20 protein-coding genes and 2 pseudogenes are annotated in these 16,819 nt (G+C 35.9%); 8 read left to right on the top strand and 14 right to left on the bottom strand.

Annotation, left to right across the window (positions count from 1 at the left end; all coding sequences use genetic code 11):
* A pseudogene (locus tag Q0890_RS13215) lies at nucleotides 1-92 on the bottom strand (resolvase); the annotation flags it as partial.
* A gap of 205 nt (nucleotides 93-297) precedes the next feature.
* On the opposite strand from Q0890_RS13215, the gene Q0890_RS13220 reads away from it, so the two are divergent.
* Nucleotides 298-936: a tetratricopeptide repeat protein gene (locus tag Q0890_RS13220; RefSeq protein ID WP_299221874.1), complete on the top strand. Its 639-nt coding sequence runs from the start codon at nucleotides 298-300 to the stop codon at nucleotides 934-936.
* A gap of 81 nt (nucleotides 937-1,017) precedes the next feature.
* On the opposite strand, the gene Q0890_RS13225 is transcribed toward Q0890_RS13220, so the two are convergent.
* The 6 genes from Q0890_RS13225 to Q0890_RS13250 form a co-directional block, all read right to left on the bottom strand.
* The gene (locus Q0890_RS13225; RefSeq protein WP_367276854.1) at nucleotides 1,018-1,470 is read right to left on the bottom strand and encodes a PH domain-containing protein; all 453 of its coding nucleotides are present in this window, start codon (nucleotides 1,468-1,470) and stop codon (nucleotides 1,018-1,020) included.
* Between the two features lie 185 nt (nucleotides 1,471-1,655).
* Nucleotides 1,656-1,856, bottom strand: coding sequence for a hypothetical protein (locus Q0890_RS13230; RefSeq protein WP_299221877.1), 201 nt, complete (start codon nucleotides 1,854-1,856; stop codon nucleotides 1,656-1,658).
* Nucleotides 1,857-2,023: 167 nt separating this feature from the next.
* Nucleotides 2,024-2,521, bottom strand: coding sequence for a GNAT family N-acetyltransferase (locus Q0890_RS13235; protein ID WP_299221880.1), 498 nt, complete (start codon nucleotides 2,519-2,521; stop codon nucleotides 2,024-2,026).
* A gap of 206 nt (nucleotides 2,522-2,727) precedes the next feature.
* Nucleotides 2,728-3,291, bottom strand: a complete 564-nt coding sequence (locus Q0890_RS13240) for a hypothetical protein (protein WP_299221884.1) — start codon at nucleotides 3,289-3,291, stop codon at nucleotides 2,728-2,730.
* A gap of 808 nt (nucleotides 3,292-4,099) precedes the next feature.
* Complete coding sequence (locus Q0890_RS13245; protein WP_299221886.1) at nucleotides 4,100-4,606, bottom strand: hypothetical protein; 507 nt, start codon at nucleotides 4,604-4,606, stop codon at nucleotides 4,100-4,102.
* A 139-nt stretch (nucleotides 4,607-4,745) separates the two neighbouring features.
* Nucleotides 4,746-5,066 (bottom strand): helix-turn-helix domain-containing protein, encoded by a 321-nt coding sequence (locus Q0890_RS13250; protein WP_299221888.1) that lies wholly within the window; start codon nucleotides 5,064-5,066, stop codon nucleotides 4,746-4,748.
* A gap of 686 nt (nucleotides 5,067-5,752) precedes the next feature.
* Here Q0890_RS13250 and repM point away from each other — a divergent pair.
* Entirely contained in the window at nucleotides 5,753-6,700 is a 948-nt protein-coding gene (gene repM, locus Q0890_RS13255) for a replication initiation protein RepM (protein ID WP_299221925.1), read from the top strand.
* A gap of 28 nt (nucleotides 6,701-6,728) precedes the next feature.
* Here repM and Q0890_RS13260 read toward each other — a convergent pair whose 3' ends face one another.
* Nucleotides 6,729-8,363: a hypothetical protein gene (locus Q0890_RS13260; RefSeq protein WP_299221891.1), complete on the bottom strand. Its 1,635-nt coding sequence runs from the start codon at nucleotides 8,361-8,363 to the stop codon at nucleotides 6,729-6,731.
* Between the two features lie 63 nt (nucleotides 8,364-8,426).
* Here Q0890_RS13260 and Q0890_RS13265 point away from each other — a divergent pair, with 63 nt between their 5' ends.
* The gene (locus tag Q0890_RS13265) at nucleotides 8,427-9,758 is read left to right on the top strand and encodes a site-specific DNA-methyltransferase (RefSeq protein ID WP_299221893.1); all 1,332 of its coding nucleotides are present in this window, start codon (nucleotides 8,427-8,429) and stop codon (nucleotides 9,756-9,758) included.
* Between the two features lie 84 nt (nucleotides 9,759-9,842).
* On the opposite strand, the gene Q0890_RS13270 is transcribed toward Q0890_RS13265, so the two are convergent.
* Nucleotides 9,843-10,766 (bottom strand): hypothetical protein, encoded by a 924-nt coding sequence (locus tag Q0890_RS13270; RefSeq protein WP_299221897.1) that lies wholly within the window; start codon nucleotides 10,764-10,766, stop codon nucleotides 9,843-9,845.
* Nucleotides 10,767-11,414: 648 nt separating this feature from the next.
* On the opposite strand from Q0890_RS13270, the gene Q0890_RS13275 reads away from it, so the two are divergent.
* From Q0890_RS13275 to Q0890_RS13295, 5 genes are all read left to right on the top strand, one after another.
* Complete coding sequence (locus Q0890_RS13275; RefSeq protein WP_299221900.1) at nucleotides 11,415-11,789, top strand: hypothetical protein; 375 nt, start codon at nucleotides 11,415-11,417, stop codon at nucleotides 11,787-11,789.
* A gap of 65 nt (nucleotides 11,790-11,854) precedes the next feature.
* On the top strand, nucleotides 11,855-12,115 hold the full coding sequence (locus tag Q0890_RS13280) for a hypothetical protein (protein ID WP_299221903.1): 261 nt from the start codon (nucleotides 11,855-11,857) through the stop codon (nucleotides 12,113-12,115).
* Nucleotides 12,116-12,219: 104 nt separating this feature from the next.
* Complete coding sequence (locus Q0890_RS13285; RefSeq protein WP_299221906.1) at nucleotides 12,220-12,420, top strand: type II toxin-antitoxin system RelB/DinJ family antitoxin; 201 nt, start codon at nucleotides 12,220-12,222, stop codon at nucleotides 12,418-12,420.
* Nucleotides 12,420-12,701, top strand: a complete 282-nt coding sequence (locus tag Q0890_RS13290; RefSeq protein WP_299221927.1) for a BrnT family toxin — start codon at nucleotides 12,420-12,422, stop codon at nucleotides 12,699-12,701. Before Q0890_RS13285 ends, Q0890_RS13290 begins: the two co-directional genes overlap by 1 nt.
* The gene (locus Q0890_RS13295) at nucleotides 12,688-12,984 is read left to right on the top strand and encodes a hypothetical protein (protein WP_299221908.1); all 297 of its coding nucleotides are present in this window, start codon (nucleotides 12,688-12,690) and stop codon (nucleotides 12,982-12,984) included. Before Q0890_RS13290 ends, Q0890_RS13295 begins: the two co-directional genes overlap by 14 nt.
* A 117-nt stretch (nucleotides 12,985-13,101) precedes the next feature.
* Here Q0890_RS13295 and Q0890_RS13300 read toward each other — a convergent pair whose 3' ends face one another.
* From Q0890_RS13300 to Q0890_RS13320, 5 genes and pseudogenes are all read right to left on the bottom strand, one after another.
* On the bottom strand, nucleotides 13,102-14,112 hold the full coding sequence (locus Q0890_RS13300; protein ID WP_299221910.1) for a hypothetical protein: 1,011 nt from the start codon (nucleotides 14,110-14,112) through the stop codon (nucleotides 13,102-13,104).
* 355 nt (nucleotides 14,113-14,467) lie between these two features.
* Nucleotides 14,468-14,671: a plasmid partition protein ParG gene (locus Q0890_RS13305; RefSeq protein ID WP_299221913.1), complete on the bottom strand. Its 204-nt coding sequence runs from the start codon at nucleotides 14,669-14,671 to the stop codon at nucleotides 14,468-14,470.
* A gap of 12 nt (nucleotides 14,672-14,683) precedes the next feature.
* Nucleotides 14,684-15,319 carry a ParA family partition ATPase gene (gene parA / locus Q0890_RS13310; protein ID WP_193837090.1) on the bottom strand — a complete coding sequence of 212 codons (636 nt, stop codon included), beginning with the start codon at nucleotides 15,317-15,319 and terminating at the stop codon, nucleotides 14,684-14,686.
* 209 nt (nucleotides 15,320-15,528) lie between these two features.
* A complete protein-coding gene (locus Q0890_RS13315) occupies nucleotides 15,529-16,338 on the bottom strand; it encodes a hypothetical protein (protein ID WP_299221920.1) in 810 nt (269 codons plus the stop codon).
* A 235-nt stretch (nucleotides 16,339-16,573) separates the two neighbouring features.
* Nucleotides 16,574-16,819: pseudogene (locus tag Q0890_RS13320) on the bottom strand (resolvase); the annotation flags it as partial.

Here is a 16,819-nt window from a genome sequence, read left to right on the forward strand (position 1 = left end):
CCATGATCGTTGGCAAATGCTATGAGTTCGCTTTTGGCACGCTTAGCGTCTTGTTCTTTGGTAGACGCTCGTAGATAAGCTCTGATAAACATAAACACCTAAAATAGTCTGTTATAAGTGGTTCCATTATAGCAGTCTGTTTTAAGTAGTCTGTTAATAGGTTTAAGGGGCTTTTTAGGTGGTTCCGTTAAGGTATACATAATAAGACCATCTAATGGTGTATTTAGAATACATCATGATAGGGATGTAAGTGGTAAATTATAGCGTTACCTTGATTAACTAAAAGGACAAGTAGTTATGGAAAAGATATTAACAACATTCTTGCTTACTGGCATTATGCTGACAGGGTGTACTAAAGCCATTGATACTAAGATGAATGGCATTCAAAACAATGTTCCAACCGTGAAATCGGATGTTGAGAAGGATTTTGAAGACCTTACAGTACAAGCTAATCTAGGAGATGGTTCAAGCCAAGCGCAATTAGGGCTTATATACTACTATGGTAGAGGCGTTCCTCAAGATTATTCAAAAGCATTTTATTGGTTACAACAAGCAGCTAACCATGGACATAAAGAAATGCAGGGGATGCTGGCATTGATGTATGAGAAGGGTCAAGGCGTAGATCAAAACGATGCTAAAGCGTTTGAGTTATATCAAAACTTAGCCAATGACGGTATTGATTTATACCAATCAAAAATTGGAGATATGTACCTTAAAGGTAAAGGCACAACCCAAAGTGATACGAAAGCTTTTGAGTGGACGCGCAAGGCAGCTTTGCAGGATCTTCCAATGGCTCAATCAGGGCTGGCAGTATTCTATGAGAAGGGTATCAATATACAGCAGGATAAAAACAAAGCGCTAGAATGGTATCAAAAGTCTTGTAGCAATGGATATCAGTTTGCTTGTGCTGAATATCGAAGAATTCATCAAAAATAGATATCTAAACCCTAAACATTTCCTAAAAAATTAGGGTTATAGCCTACAGTTCGATGCCTGTATAGCGCATCGAACTATCGGCTAATTCTTTATCAACCCATCATTACCATCGTTCTTTAATGCAGGAACACGTTCTTGTATTGCATGATAAAACCCATCTTTGTCTTTTGGTGATATAACTATGCTACCCCCTTTATATATTATCTCAATCCTATCTAAGGACAGTGCTGGAGCAGATAACGTACTGTTGGTAGGAGTGATTTGTGTAATGTCTTTCAATGAGATGCTTCGAGTAGAAATACCATAATTCACTAACAGTTCGTCATCTGACAAACTGTACTTTACGCTGAAAAGTATTAACAAGAGTAATATTGCACTTGGCATGGTAAAAATACTAATAAATATCGTTCTTTTGATTGAACTATTGTTGTATATCCATTCCCCTATAGGCACCAAAATGAGTAGTAAGCTAAAACCTAATATTAAAAACGCTAACCAGAGATCGATCTTTGATGCAAATACAGTATTTATCATAATTTTTTAGCAGAAAACCCTTAGTTAATTTTATATTCAAAAAGCTCAGTTCATGTACACCATGAAGTACACTGTGACTATTTCAGCGAGTTAAAACGTTTATAGAATTAGCCCACAGCTTAGCTTTCGAGTCCTCACTAGGGAACCGAACCAGTGCAAGCGTCTGATTGGTTCGGTATAGATATTCAAATACGCTCAGCTTCTAACTTAGTTACTATACTTTCAAAAACTTCTTCAAAGTGCTGGCTATCAGTACATTTTTTAAACGCATTACCATTCCAAAATCCTAAATGAAATGTGATTGTAAGTCGCTTTTTATCCGCAGTTATCTGTTTAACTTCCGATAGATTAACAATTCCATTATCTACAACTATAAAGGTTGGCATATCAATCTCTTCTTATGATTTTTATTAATAATAGGTAGCTATAAGCTTTACTGAATCTATTTGGTTTCAGTGCCAGAACTGGGGTACTCTATCACTAAACCGTTCCAAAATAGTTTGAGACTCAATACTCTCAGATAATATAAGAAAAGGCACCGAGATAGCAGATATTAGAGTGATTTTATCATTCTGACATCTGTTATTTTGATGCCCTCGTATAGCTCTTCATGACATTGGCTATCAGACTCAAAACCAAATTTTTCATAGAAGCTGATCGCAGATAGATTAGTTTTTAACACCCATAAAGTTAGGCTAGAGCAGCTATTATATTGAGAAGCATCAATTATGACTGAGTCCATTAACTTAGTGCCTATTCCTAAATTTTGATATTGCGGTAAGAGATACAGAGTGGTTATTTCACAATCGTGATCTTTCTTAAAGTAAGAAATAAACCCTACAGTGGTATTCTCAGCATCGTATGCTACCCATGTGTTCACACCCGAGCTAGGTAACACTTTCCCCCACATCTCTATTTTTTGAGATAAATTATTTTCTTTTTCTCTATACGTTTCAGGTAAAAGGTTCGAATACGTAGCGTTCCAACTTTCAAAGTGTATATGAGCAATATCTGATGCATCGTTCTGGTCTGCTTTCCGTATAAAAAACATGTGGCACTCCATAGCTAAATATTAGGGTAATACCACAGCGTAGCAAAATGCATCATCTGAGGTTTCTAAATAGTTTTGAGATTATCAAAGATTAAAGCTTATTCATCGAATCGTATAAAGGTACATTATGGTAAATGATTCTAGGACGGTTTCAGCCCAGTGAATTAACGAAGAAAAAGCCCCCAGCTGGGGGCTTTTTTATTGAACTAAAAACTAATCTGTATGCTAATTTTATCTATATCAACATCGGCTGCAAGAGCTATCATTTCTTTTGCTTCAAATATGATTTCAGATAGCTCTTTCTCATCAGTCATAGTCTCCCCATCTAAACCAGCTTCATCCGAAACACTTTCTGCATCAGGATTTGCATTAAACGTAGACCAACTAATTTTAGCAACATCAAGATCGAGTGCTTCCAATAGGTTTTCTGTGGTTAGATAAGCGACTGGGTATCTTTGACCATTTGTTAGCTTCTTCCAAGCTTTTTTAAATTCTGAGTTATCAGGCAATAGTGAGTACTCGCTCATTTGAATAAGCTTTCTTCCGTCATACTTTTGGGAAGGGATGCATCCAGAGATTTTACCTATTGCAAAAGCTTGGCCATGTTCAACTCCATCCTTTGCTGCCCACTGTTCTCTACGATTACGCATGAAGAAAACGTATTCTGAACCTTTGATTCTATCCGTTCTGGCTACCCAATAACCTGATCCGCCTTCTGACTCCATCATTTTTAGATCTTTACCCGTAAAAATACCTACTACTCCACTCATAAGATAGCCCCTTTTTATAAATCTTATACGTTAGAATTTATTTTTATCGTTAATGATTTATAGATATACTATATTATTATACGATAAAATCAAGTTACTATCGTATTAAACGTAAAATAATATAGTGTATTTTTCACTCTTACAATTAGTGTTCAGCTTTAAATCATTACCCGATGGAGCTAAAGCACAGAAAATATCGCCTCAACTACTTATAACCAGGTACAAACCTTATTAAACAAAAAAGACCTTCAGTAGATACTGAAGGTCTTTTTTTGAATGATGCACTAATAAGAGAAGAGCAGGTTGGAACACCCCTAAACCCTTTAAATTAACCGTGGATAACAGAACTGTGGAACTCGGAACTATATCCCCTACGTGGTAGCACTGCATTTTATTAAAGTGTAAATAGTTACTCGTAGTCTAAATAATCCTTAATCCTCTATAAAATCATTGAATGATCAAACTCTAGAGAATGAGTGAATATGGTGTATCGAGCGAATACACTCTAATCCATGTTGAGAAGCCTATAACGCATTTCGATAATAGAGGGCTAACTGAACGCCGTCATCTAACCTGTTTTACGGCTAATGGCCATAATGTTAGCAAGACATCGGGGCCCAGCTCAAAACTGAGTTTTCAATTTCATTAAATACATATAAACCTAACAACTATAAGGAGAGAAGAATGACGTTATATGATCTTGCGATGTTGCTAATAAACTTCGGCACGCTAATATTGACCTTCTGTATGCTTTGGCATATGACCTGATCGACTATGATAAATAGGTCTGTACCGTCTTTGGACGGTGCTAAGCTTCACTTTGTCCTAGTTGTTTCAACTTTTCCCTCTGGCGCTCCAATCTCAATTTTTTACGTTGTTTACGTGCTACTTTACGCTGTTTTCGTTTTTCCCATTCTGGATTGCCTTTTTGATAAACCTTAAGGTCATCCACGTAGCTTATTTTGTTCAGCCATATTAGCTCTATAGTATAAGTTGGTAGCATTCCTATCATAAATAACCAAAGCGGATACTTTAAGAAACCACTCCCTAGCAAAAAGACAAAATTCACTACAGCTACTACTATTAAAGCAATAAACCAGTTTTGAGCCATTTGTAGCTCATACAAATAATGACGCATATCAAGACGGTACTTCTTAATCTTGATAAGTTCCTTCAGTCTAGATGCCTTGTGATATTTTCCAAAAAGCGTGAACATTTCCTGCACAGGTAGTTTTTTATACACCTCACTAATAGCAACGCCAACGATAGCGCTAATTATTATTAAAGATAATTGCTCTAAGTTAATAATATCCATATTCTTTCCAAAGTCGTAAGTGAATAAAAACTAAATCTTTCACCATATCTATGTAACATGGTTAATTTCGATTGCTAATGTTATTTGAAAAAAAATGTTCACTGAGCAGTTGCTCAATGAACATTTTAAAAATTATAATTTAGCTAGCTTTTTTATACTTACGCTCAGCTAATGCCAAGAAATCTTGAAGGTTCTGATTTTTTAAATACTCTATAATGTTGCTTCTAGATATAAAGTACTCTTTAACCTGAACCTCTTTTTTTTCTTTAGTAACTGCATGAACAAACTTATCATCTATCTTCCATCCATCTGATCGTAGTTCACTGATTCTAGCTCCTGAAGCACAGCTATCGATATCATGGAAAAGCTTTTTATTACGCAGTTTCTCGCCATGTAACAGTCTAGCTAGGATTGCGCCTTTGTGAGTGGTGACACTCGGTATTAAAATACCTAATTTCATATTATATGCTCGTATTGAAGAACATATGAGAACTCACTTGAACAAACAATTTTTACCTGTTTACTTGAGTAAACCACATCAGATGTAGTAAAGTATTGTCTCTCACAACAAATAGGTTACTAACCTGATCTAGCTCGTTCTCATATATTCTAGATTAATTTAAGTGACTTATAAAAAGGGCTATCAGAAATGATGGCTCTTTTTTTTTGCCATTTAGTTAGGAAATCTAACTAACATTGATTATAACTGACACTCTCTTCTAAATACAAGTTTATTTAGCCCGTATCTTCGCCATACGGGCTAAAACATATGTTTTGGTACCATGACAACCCTGTCAATAAAAACGCTCTGTGAAGCTATTAGGTGGCTAATATTGCGATTGTAGTTTAAATTTCTCATATTTCCTGATTTAAAAACCTATTTTTTCAACTAAAAATTCTTTTTAAATGCTTTTAATGTTTTTAATAACTTTTAAATGCTTTTACGTTCTCTGTATCCATTGGTACAAAAGGTGTGAAAGATAGATATGAATAGGTTTACCCTGTTATATGAATAGGTTTACCCTGTTATATGAATAGGTTTACCCTGTTATATGAATAGGTTTACCCTGTAAATAGGTTGCTCATTTGACAATCTATTTAAAATAGATTATCTTACGAACTACTTAAATAGGTATGGTTATGGAAATGTCTGAATTAGTCGTGAAAGATAACGCACTCATCGAAGCGAGCTATACGCTTGGATTAGCAGAACAACGATTAATATTGCTAGCAATAATTGAAGCAAGAGAGACAGGAGAAGGAATTGACCACAATAGTTTGTTAAGAATCCATGCTCATTCTTATGCTGATCAATTTGGTATTGATAAGAATAACTCTTATGAAATAATAAAAGATGCAAGTAAAGGGCTGTTTGACAGATATGTAACCTACCATGATAAAAATCCTAAAAACGGTGCCGATCGCTCATTTCATTGTCGTTGGGTAGATAAAATTGGTTATGAAAAAGCTAACGGCACAGTTTATATGCGATTCACTTCCGACGTTGTTCCCCTGATAACAAGGTTAGAGGAGCAATTTACCAGTTATGAATTAGAGCAAGTTGCAAATCTTGATAGTAGTTATGCTATTAGGCTTTACGAACTTGTTATTCAGTGGCGCTCCACAGGCAAAACTCCCAAGTTTGAGCTACAAAATTTCAGAAAACAGCTGGGTGTTGAACCTTCGCAGTATAAAACGATGAGTAATTTCAAAAAGTTTGTTCTAGATTTTGCTGTTCAGCAGATTAATACACATACGGATATTACTGTTAAATATGATCAGCATAAAGAGGGGCGTAGTATTGTAGGATTTACATTTAAATTTAAGGCAAAGCCTAAACCTAAATCAAAAAAAGCCATAGAGTCAAAAGGAGGTAATGATACTCCTGATATGTTTACGGCATTGAAGATGACGGATAAACAACGTGCTACTTTTGCATCTAAGTTGTCACAAATGAACGAATTATCTAGTTATGCCAAACAAGGTGAAGATTATAAGCAATTCGCTGCACGAATTGATGCAGAGCTATTGGATGAAAATAAGCAAAAACTTTATCTGCCTTATCTCCAAAAACTAGGGTTTCAGCCCTCTTAAATGGTCAGTTAAGGCATATATGATTCTGTTAGCGGCGTTTGAAAACACCTTCATCTAACAGCCATTCAATATCACTCGCAAAGACGGGAGCACTAATAGTGATCTGCTTACATATAGAGCAAACAAGGTTAGTTAGCTCGGACTCAATAATTCCATAGTTTGCCCCGTAGCCTGGCACCAATAAATACTTCATACTTTTTCTTTGTTCATTTGAAATAGTCGAAGCATAGTTTGCAGCAATATCAAGAATTAAGAGCCTTCTAGTAATTTCGCTACGCTCCACAGATATTATTAGTTTAGTGCCATTCTTGTCGATAGTCTCACTTATATACCCAAGTTCTATACAAACTAAAGTTATGCGCTCAATTTCTTCTTTCGGATAACCATCAAGCTCTAACGAATGAAAAACCGACTCTTTTAAGCCTTGTTCGCTAGTGATGATAGCGTGCTCAAGTTCAATAGGTGTCAAAAAACATATATGTTGGAGTTCTCGTCTTAATCTTATTAAGATACTTTTAACTTGAAAAAAAGATGCTGTACTATCAAACGCTAGCATATGCTTTAGATCGCCACGTAAAGCTGCGTAGTAACCAGCACCATCAAGATATTCAACAAACCGCGCATTGGCATAGTTTGCAAGTGTGAATGTTCTAGAGCTATGAGTTTGATCTACTACTTTATGTGACACACTGCCAGAATCACCAGCGTAAAACTGAGATTGTATAAATAACTTTGGTTTTGGTTCCCAATTATCTACTTTATAAGGGAGTATAAAGTCATATGCCCTTGTTTTTTTCTTCCTTTTACCGTCTTCTACAATCTCTTCTTCACCAATGGTTACATCATTAATATTAAAATCAGAATTTGGCTGCAACCCCATAGTTAACAGCTTTTCTCGAAGTAAATCTTCGGTAATATGTCCACCAGTAGCCGAAACGCTACCTCTTACTTTAAATATGGTACAAGCATTAAGTAAGTATTTACCTAAATCGTCAGATGCTGTAAGACTGTTTAGCTCGGTATATGAGCGGCAAATTGCCCAAAACTGCTTTGTTTCTTCTTCGTCTTCAAGTATTAGGCTTATATACTCTTTTAGAAGCAGTCTTAGATAAAACATTAAGTCAAAAGTAGGCTCAGTCTTAACTTCAGAAAAGTATGTTTCATGAGAGCCAACAAAACAAGACGCTAAAGACTTTGCGACAAAATCAGACTTTATCGTGGAAGGGAGTTCTTTTAGGGTAAATTTTATTATTTTTTTAGATGATCCTCTTTTTGGTATAAAAGGTTTTACATCGTCTTCTTTCAACTGTATCAAGAAATGGTTTTTTAGGTTGTTGTCAGTTGCGCCAGATGTTAAAAACAGCAGATTGAAAAATGCTTCGTAGAAAACTGAGACGTGTTGTTCGTCTTTGGCGAAAGATTCCCCTACTACGAATTGTCTACTCGCACTTACGACAGCATCACAAATATTTTCGACAGTACAATCTTGATAACTGGAAAAATTATTCAGATGAGGTGAAATTGTCTCGATACATTGGCATAGTGCCTCTATTTCTGAATTAAATCTCTTACTATCCTTAATTCTCTCTAGTTTTGCAGTAAGCCACTGATCAAATTCAGCAAGTTGTTCTGGAGCATCAAGGTTTTCTGGGCGAAGCCGCATTACTGATCCTTCTGTCAAAGTTAAATTAAGCCGTTATAATACCTGTAATAAATAAGGTTTAATATGTTATCTACAATAGATTTAAAAGTAAGTAAGCTACAAAAAGAGCTAGGGTTGGAACTTCAACAACACTCGTCATTTGAGCATACTGAGAGCTTCCACGAAGCCTGTCAAAGTTGGGTTAATGCTGACACCACTCTTTTTGTTGGTGATAATCTGATCTATCTAAAAGAGCTTGCTCTCATGTCTCCAGAGATTGTAGACATGTGCTACATAGACCCTCCCTATAACACAGGATCAAAGTTTCTCTATGAAGATAATCGAAAATCTGAAGTAAGAGGTATGTTTGGCACACACTCAGCTTGGATGAGCTTCATGTTGCCGCGATTGGTGGCTGCTAGAGAAATACTGAAAGAAACAGGTATTATCAGTATTAGTATTGATGACTACGAACAAGCTTATCTTAAAATTTTAATGGATAGAATTTTTGGCGAAGATAATTTCATTGGGAGTATCGTTGTTTGCCGTTCAAAAAATGGTAAAGGTAGTAAAAAAAATCTGGCTACCAACCATGAATACCTACTTATTTACGGTAAGTCAAAGCAAGCAGGTTTACGTGGGCAAAGTGATGAAACTGACTATAATAAGCAGGATGAGTTCGGTCAATATCGAGTTGATGGATTGTTTCGTAAAAAAGGCGAAGCTAGCCTGAGAACAGACAGACCAAATATGTTCTATCCTCTGTATTTCAATCCCAATAGCGGCAAAGTATCTATTGAAGCCATTAAAGGATGGAAGGCTGTGTATCCAATCGACTCAAAGGGAGTAGAAAGACGTTGGCTTTGGGGTGTAGATACCGCTGAAAAAAGAGCATGGCAGCTATATGCTAGTAAAAATGGTGTAATTTACGTTAAAAACTATGCTGGAAACGATAAAGCTGAAAAACGCACTAAAGTCAGAACACTGTGGAATGATACTAACTTCTATACAGAAAAAGGTACGAATGAAATAAAGAGTTTATTCGGCTCTAAAATTTTCGATACACCTAAGCCGCTAGAATATATTAAGAAAATTATTGACGTATGCTCTGATAGCAATGCGGTCATTCTTGATTTCTTTGCTGGATCAGGCACTACAGCGCAAGCAGTAGCTGACCTTAATGGCACTGATGAAGGAACAAGAAGATGCCTTCTAATGGAGTCGGACTGTGAGATTCCACCCAATCACACAGCTCAAGAATCTGGCTTTAAACTGATTTCAGACATAACTGAAGAAAGACTAAAACTAATTAAAAGAGAAACAGACTCTTTTAATGCCAAAGTAGTTAGACCAAACACTGGCTTACCGTTGCAGATGTTAACTGATATTGGTGATAATATTTATAGCGTGTCATAGTTTTCTCTTTTGAGCTAGCAGACACGCTATTAAGGCTTCTTTTGCTTACGAAAATAACAGTATTCTATTTTTTGAAAGCCACTTCTAACTCAGCAACTTATCAATATTAGATTCCCATTCTTGATTATGGATAATTCGTTGTTCAGCAAGACCCTCTTCAATTATTTCAGTTTTACTTAATTGTGATAATTCCTGCCATTTTTTAAAATCAAATACATAAGTAGCGTTATTCACGTTATCAGACTCTAACACTGATATGCTTTTTTGAGGAAAGTGGTAAATAATATAGCCTTTATAACCTCCAAGCCCTATTGCCATAGCATCGGCTGGATAACTGCTAATTTTAGCTAGACGCTTTTCTATGACAGGTCTTTCGGTCTTTTTAAGCTTAGGTGAAATAGAGCTATTGATCAAAGAGATGATCTCTTCTTGGGTTTTTTCGCCTGAAGGAAGAATCATCCAGTTCACAACTTCGAATTTAGTAGGAATCTTAACAAACCCGTCCTTTGCAGAAATATGTATTTCAAACTCAGATTTGAAAACCTCTAAAGCTAAGTTCAGTTTATGCAATAACAACTGCTCTCTGTCTTTGCTATCACACTCGATTATTAAAAACTTCTCATCATTACTAATTATACATTTGATCGGGACGCTAGGAGCTGGCAGCTGCTCTCGAAAAATTCTTTCAAAAGAGCGCCATGTTGAATCATCTACCTCTACCCTATTATCTCGTCCATGAAACTCCAAACGTTTGTATTTATATTCTCGAGAAACTACTTCTTTCGGTAGGTCTCGTCTTAGAATCGTCTTACCGTCTGCATTGATCGTAGAATGCTTACCATTTTTATTAGGCAAGAACTCTGTAGCATTCTTCCATGAAAAATCATCTAGAATTCTTGCTAGATCGCTTTCTGTAAAGTCAGAGAGATTTTTTGCAATTAAGAATTTATCAGTTAACTGTAAAAAGTTTGCAGGTATTTTTCGAAAAGACTTTTGTTTATATTTCATATTGATTTCTCAGAGTTTAGTTTAAATTATAGTTCGTATTCTATCTCTATAATAACAACAAACAACTGTTTTGAATCACTGAAAAGGCTTATATACGACAGCTATTGTCGTGCTTAAATGCAACCTTCTAAAATATGTTTATTATCTAGTAATAAACAGCAAGCTCTGATATTCACTAACTTCTGGCTAACTATTTACTAACTCTATTTTTTGACTTTCTAAAACCTCTCTGTATACAGTTTGCAAACACCCTTTTTCCTTATATATCAATAACTAACAGGTTTTTTGTAAACACTTTGCATACAACTCAATTTTATTAAACCTAACAATATCAGATATTTAGGCATTCCTTTAGGGTGCGTATGGTGTAGTCATTAAATTGGATAATTTAATGGCCAAAAAGCAGGTAGAAAAATCGGTTATTTTCTACCTGTCGTAAGCCTTTTTAGCTAAAAAGGCTTATAAGAGCGTTACGTTAGTAAATCGTTAGCAAAAGATTAGTAAATCGTTAGCTAAATATGAGCAAATTATGAGCGATTACTGTATGATCGGCTAAAAGTTAGCAAATCGTTAGTTAGATATGAGCAAATTATGAGCGTTTTAATAATTAAGATAATTAGCTTCGAGAATAGACGGAGATAGGTATTTATGGCGAAGAGAACAAAATTTTCCAGGTTTCGTGATCTTTATGAAGTGATCGAAGAGCTAGCTGTTTCATATACCTATGAAGGAGTGGTTGAGATACTCGCTGAGCGTCATGACCTCGTTCTAACGACCGGCACACTAACCAATTATCTTTACCGTTATAGAAAAGAATCAAAGCAATTACCTGCTGTGATAGATAATTTTGGGGACGAAAATAAAAGCAGCATCGAGCAAAATAAAGTTGAGCAAGTAGCTAGAGATCAAGATACGGTTACGAATACAGAAAATGCCGAACTGCCAAAACCCAAAATGAATGCCGATGAAGCTTTAGCTAGATTTAAAGAGCGTCAACAAAATAAATCTCTTTTTGATAGATAAGTTATTGATACCGCATTAAACGAAGATCCAATAAGTGACATTCCCTAAATCTAAAGGAGCAATCTATGAGTATTCGAGGTGTATCAGTAGCAAGTAACCATTTCATGATGTTTGAAGAGGCGCAACGAGAATACTACCGTCAAATGGGTCGCCTTAACACTTTTGGTTTAGAAAATGAAGCTCATAGCGATAGCATACTTAAAAAAATGTTTGAGCTAAAAGGAGAGGAAAGTATGCTGAGAGAATATAGCGCGAGCGAACTCTACGTCATACAAAAAGAGCTAAAACAGAAAATTGATAATTTCCTGCGTGAATTGGACGAATAGCGTGTTACTGTCACTATTCGTGAAAGTTTAAAACGCTAGAGTGATTGAGTTGGGTACACTTATCGCTTATATTAATGGTACATAAATAAGCGATAAGTACTGCTATGAGTACAACCAACTATAATATTCGTCTGGATCAAGAATTAAAAGATAAGGCGTTTTCAGTGCTTGAAGGCTATGGTTTAACACCTTCTCAGGCCATTAAGTTATTTTTGCATCAGGTAGCAGAAACCAATCGAATACCGCTGTCTTTTGATTATCAGACAGTGCCTAGCACCAATACGCTTGAATACGGTGATCAATGATTGAATTTGAATGGGATGAACAGAAAAATAGCAGTAATCAACGCAAACATGGCTTATCCTTTGAAGAAGCAGCTCGTGTATTTTTTGATCCTTTGTGTTTGCGTCAACAAGACCGATATGAGAATGGTGAAGAGCGTTGGCAAGCACTTGGTGCAGTGAATGGGATAGCGGTATTGCTGGTCGCTCATACTCAAAGAGATAGTGAGGGTGGCGAGGTTATTCGTATCATATCAGCACGACCTGCCACTAAGGCTGAAAGGAGGTTTTATGAACAAGGTTAGCTATAAAGCAAATGAGTTACCGTCTTTAAACAATGAGCAAGAAGCAAACTTGCAACGATTGGCGATGCTTTCAGACCATGATATTGATTTGTCTGATATACCTGAAGTCACAGACTGGTCAGGTGCGACCCGTGGCAGCGTAGTGTCATCTGATTCTATGGTCGGTGCCAGTATCGTGAGTCCTAGTATCATTGCTAGATTCCAGGATAAGGCTAAAAAGACCGGCGGAAACTACCAAGATATGATTAACGATGCGCTAGAAGAGTATTTGTTAGATCATTAGTTTCATATGAATAGTCGATAATATCCTGAATTTCGTGTAGGTATACATTCAGCTTAGACATTTACTTACACAATATTTATGAAGTTCCCAATGCTTCACAGTTTAAGAGACGTCCAGTTAGGGACTATCTTGATTATTAATAGGTTTGTAGGTCGTAAAATATCCAGCCCAAACTTTGCCATATGTAGCTTTAAATAATACTTTCTCGGTAGGATAGATAATAATTTCTTTATGAACCTCGTGACTGCATTGCTTAATAGTGCATAATTTGACAAAGATATACTTATCATTAAAGTACTCTATCTCGTAATCTTTAGTCTTGAAATCATTGTATATTACTGACTCTAAATTCTTTACGTTATACAGGTTCACAGGTAGTGTGAAACTTGCACTAAATGCTATCAATAGCTTATATGTTATAAAAACAATGAAGACTAAACTTGCCAAAAAAAACCAATATATATAGTTTTTATATTTATCAAGAAAAGTTTTTATGTGTACTTTGGTATGATCTGATCTAGTCTTATCGTTACGAGTTTTTACCATAATTAGTGTAATAGTATCAACAAATATAAGCGCTACTGAACCAATAGAGATACCTAAAAGCAGTGTCGTGATAATAGGTGCTTTAGGAAAAAGGTCTATAAAAAGCTCGGTAGTTAAATACACTAAACTGGATATAAATAATATTATACCAAAAGCATTTTTTATCGCGTAGTAGCGTAGTTTTTTATCTATCCTACTAGCGACCTCTTCATCCTCAATAGCTTTAACTCTATTCTTAAAAGTACTTTTTACTAGGGTTGTGATCACCTTGCCCATTACAAACATTACAATAAGCAAAAATAATATAAGTATTCCATCGAAAGGTATTTGAGTAACTGAGAAGAATCTAATATAAGCAACGTTTATACTCGATAGCTCTAATATCTGCCACACAGCTCCTAAAAAAGATGGTAGTAATAAAATTACTGAAATATTATCAAATATCCATTTTATCCGATCTTTTAACCCTTTCTTGTTTACTTCAGTTTCCTTGCTGAGCTTATAGGACTCTGGCAAGAACAAGTCACCGTCAGTTTTGTACCATTTAATGGACTTCCTTCCTTCTTCATTAGGGTCTAACATAAAGTACTTTACCTCTAAATATGAAGCGAGCGAAAGTCAAGACTTGCCTTTTCTCATTGCTCTTATAGTTATAGTTATAATCCTACTTTAAGAGGATTGAGTGAGGGGTACTACTCTTAACTGTACTTTAGAAATCTCAAAACTTCCACCAACTCTTCTTTTCAGCGACAATAAGCGTTGGTGTTTTTGATTTTACTTCAGACTTGGGTTTAGAGTCCTTAAACTCCAACAGTCTTAATTGCGCAAACTAATCCGTTGGGTTAATCACTACTTCGAAACCATCCCGAACTCTGTATAACTGCCATTTAGATAACTACATACACAAAATCAAATAGCGGTTCTCTACATATTTTTTTCATCGCTCAGCGATTTTTTCATCGATCATATCAGTTAGTAGCTGAGTAACTGTCCTATCGTTATTAAGCGCATATTTTTTTAATAAAATGTACTTTTCTTTATCAAGATTGAAGTTGACTCTTGCTGTCTTCTTTGGAGCGTTAGTCACGTCTGACAAATCTAAGGTATTTTTAGCGTCTTTACTTGGCCTACCTGCTTTCATATTCACACCCCATTATTCATCGAAAAATGTTTTAACTTCATTGACCAAAGCCGTCATTTCTTGTACAGCATTGCTATTAGCTGATTCTGTATCAAATACTGTTTTGCCTAATGAAGCACTATTTGGATAACTGACACGCTGCATTATCCGAGTATCTAGAACAGGCAAACCATAATCCAATAAAACAGTTGCCACTTCTTTGCCGATATTGGTATTTTGGATTGCCCTAGATACTACAAAAGCAGCCTTCAATTTATCATCAGTCATCTCAATACGTTGTTTGACTAAATCTACTAGATCGCTAGTAGCCCAGACATCGTAAGGACTTGGTTGTACCGGTATCAGTACAAAATCAGCAGCTTTAATTGCAGATATAGCAAGAGTAGTCGCTTGCGGAGAACCGTCAATAACTACAAACTCTTTATCAGATACGTTTTTTAAATCTTTATCCAAAGTCGGTCTATCTAATCCAATAACTGGCACAGGGTTATCTTCATCAACTGCTCTCCAATCACGCGCACTACCCTGTTGATCGCTATCAACTAACAAGACACTATGCCCTTGCAGCTGTAGTCCCCGGGCTAATTGAGTAGCGATAGTTGTCTTACCACTGCCACCCTTTTGATTCAATACCGCTATTACTTTCATGAAAATGATTCCGTATTTGAATATATACTCATATAAGTTTTTACTCAAATGAGTATATACACATGTAAGCATATGAGTAAATAAGTAATTGCATAGATGGTAACACTTGCTTTGATGCTGGCAACTATTATTCTTTAGAAGATAGAAATACCCTTTGTGATCTTAGCCTGAATAAGAGGTTCACCTACGAATTTTAATGGTCAGTTAGTCTAACAATTTTCAGCAATATCAGACTCTGGATAATTTTGAAATAAGATTTCAAACACTTCATCATGTTCTGATTTATAGGCAAGAGCAGCTCTTTGAACCAGCACAACTTGAGCGTAGAATGCTTTTGCTGCCTTCTCAGCATCCGTTAACCTATAGATTTTACCTTTCTCTGTTATTTTCTTTAAGTGTGCCTTAGCGTCTATTAAATTATGTTCTGTGAGATCTTCGAACGAAAGGTTTAGTGCTTCTAGTTTTTCGTAAAAGTCATAACATTGAAACTGAGCGTTCAGATCATAAGGTATTTTAAGCTCATCAAGAGTATCTGTCAGTTCTTCAAAATAGTCATAGGCAGAGTGTCTACCAGGGTCTCTGTTAAACAGTATTCTGATTTTATGAGGCGGTACGCCCATGTTGACTAATATTTTGATCGTTCCAATACTATCGGCTATTAATTTAGGTGATGAATCAACCACTGGCACCAGAAAAAAATCATAATCTTCATGACATCCCATCATTTTATTCATCCGATCAATAGTACGCTCGAATTCAGATATCTCCACTTCAACAATAACGGATGTATCCATCATTAGCTCAACATGTAAATCTCTAAGTTTGTCTACAGTCGCAAAAATCTCATCTCCACTAATGTTTCTATTGTTGAATCCAATTCTATAATATTTTGGATCTTGGAGGCGCGGTTTAACTAAACACCTGCCACTAATAGTCTTACCGGAATTTCCAGACGAATTGATAATGCATACTGTTAACTGAGGTTTAGCGTTAGGTATTTGATAGTTAGCTTGAGTCATTTGATCACATCCTTGTAATCTTATTAGCGTTGAGGGTCACTGTACGTCAAATAAGACTTAATATACATGATTATGTGAGCAAGATTTTCCCAGTTCCTTGGAGACTGTTGCGATTAGCTGAATCGCCCTAGGATTACCGGATATTCAACATTCTCTAATTGGTAATTTGATGAATAATAACTTGACAACAAGCGATATATTTTTTTGAGTATTTGAGTATTTGAGTATTTGAGTATTACTTTGCTTCTTTAGCTATAACAGCAATCAGATGCCGTGAGCACTTGGTCATACTTTGTATCTCAGAATAGCTATGACCTGATTTGAGTAGACTAGCGATGATCTTACGCTTTTCGGTATCTTTCCTACGTCCTGAATACTTACCTTCTGCCTTAGCACGAGCAATACCTTGCATCTGACGGTTACGGCGATCCTCATAATCTTTTCGAGCAATGGCTGCGAGCATATCCAGCATCATCGAGTT

It is taken from the genome of uncultured Psychrobacter sp., assembly GCF_947488565.1.
In the GTDB taxonomy this organism is placed as follows: domain Bacteria; phylum Pseudomonadota; class Gammaproteobacteria; order Pseudomonadales; family Moraxellaceae; genus Psychrobacter; species Psychrobacter saeujeotis.

What these genes read in the sequence shown, in the direction of transcription:
- Q0890_RS13250 (WP_299221888.1), bottom strand. Translation starts at nt 5,066, where the DNA reads ATGAAATTAGGTATTTTAATACCGAGTGTCACCACTCACAAAGGCGCA.
- repM (WP_299221925.1), top strand. Translation starts at nt 5,753, where the DNA reads ATGTCTGAATTAGTCGTGAAAGATAACGCACTCATCGAAGCGAGCTAT.
- Q0890_RS13305 (WP_299221913.1), bottom strand. Translation starts at nt 14,671, where the DNA reads ATGAAAGCAGGTAGGCCAAGTAAAGACGCTAAAAATACCTTAGATTTG.
- Q0890_RS13245 (WP_299221886.1), bottom strand. Translation starts at nt 4,606, where the DNA reads ATGGATATTATTAACTTAGAGCAATTATCTTTAATAATAATTAGCGCT.
- Q0890_RS13300 (WP_299221910.1), bottom strand. Translation starts at nt 14,112, where the DNA reads ATGTTAGACCCTAATGAAGAAGGAAGGAAGTCCATTAAATGGTACAAA.
- Q0890_RS13225 (WP_367276854.1), bottom strand. Translation starts at nt 1,470, where the DNA reads ATGATAAATACTGTATTTGCATCAAAGATCGATCTCTGGTTAGCGTTT.
- Q0890_RS13260 (WP_299221891.1), bottom strand. Translation starts at nt 8,363, where the DNA reads ATGCGGCTTCGCCCAGAAAACCTTGATGCTCCAGAACAACTTGCTGAA.
- Q0890_RS13270 (WP_299221897.1), bottom strand. Translation starts at nt 10,766, where the DNA reads ATGAAATATAAACAAAAGTCTTTTCGAAAAATACCTGCAAACTTTTTA.
- parA (WP_193837090.1), bottom strand. Translation starts at nt 15,319, where the DNA reads ATGAAAGTAATAGCGGTATTGAATCAAAAGGGTGGCAGTGGTAAGACA.
- Q0890_RS13265 (WP_299221893.1), top strand. Translation starts at nt 8,427, where the DNA reads ATGTTATCTACAATAGATTTAAAAGTAAGTAAGCTACAAAAAGAGCTA.
- Q0890_RS13315 (WP_299221920.1), bottom strand. Translation starts at nt 16,338, where the DNA reads ATGACTCAAGCTAACTATCAAATACCTAACGCTAAACCTCAGTTAACA.
- Q0890_RS13235 (WP_299221880.1), bottom strand. Translation starts at nt 2,521, where the DNA reads ATGTTTTTTATACGGAAAGCAGACCAGAACGATGCATCAGATATTGCT.
- Q0890_RS13240 (WP_299221884.1), bottom strand. Translation starts at nt 3,291, where the DNA reads ATGAGTGGAGTAGTAGGTATTTTTACGGGTAAAGATCTAAAAATGATG.
- Q0890_RS13230 (WP_299221877.1), bottom strand. Translation starts at nt 1,856, where the DNA reads ATGCCAACCTTTATAGTTGTAGATAATGGAATTGTTAATCTATCGGAA.
- Q0890_RS13295 (WP_299221908.1), top strand. Translation starts at nt 12,688, where the DNA reads ATGAACAAGGTTAGCTATAAAGCAAATGAGTTACCGTCTTTAAACAAT.
- Q0890_RS13285 (WP_299221906.1), top strand. Translation starts at nt 12,220, where the DNA reads ATGAGTACAACCAACTATAATATTCGTCTGGATCAAGAATTAAAAGAT.
- Q0890_RS13220 (WP_299221874.1), top strand. Translation starts at nt 298, where the DNA reads ATGGAAAAGATATTAACAACATTCTTGCTTACTGGCATTATGCTGACA.
- Q0890_RS13280 (WP_299221903.1), top strand. Translation starts at nt 11,855, where the DNA reads ATGAGTATTCGAGGTGTATCAGTAGCAAGTAACCATTTCATGATGTTT.
- Q0890_RS13275 (WP_299221900.1), top strand. Translation starts at nt 11,415, where the DNA reads ATGGCGAAGAGAACAAAATTTTCCAGGTTTCGTGATCTTTATGAAGTG.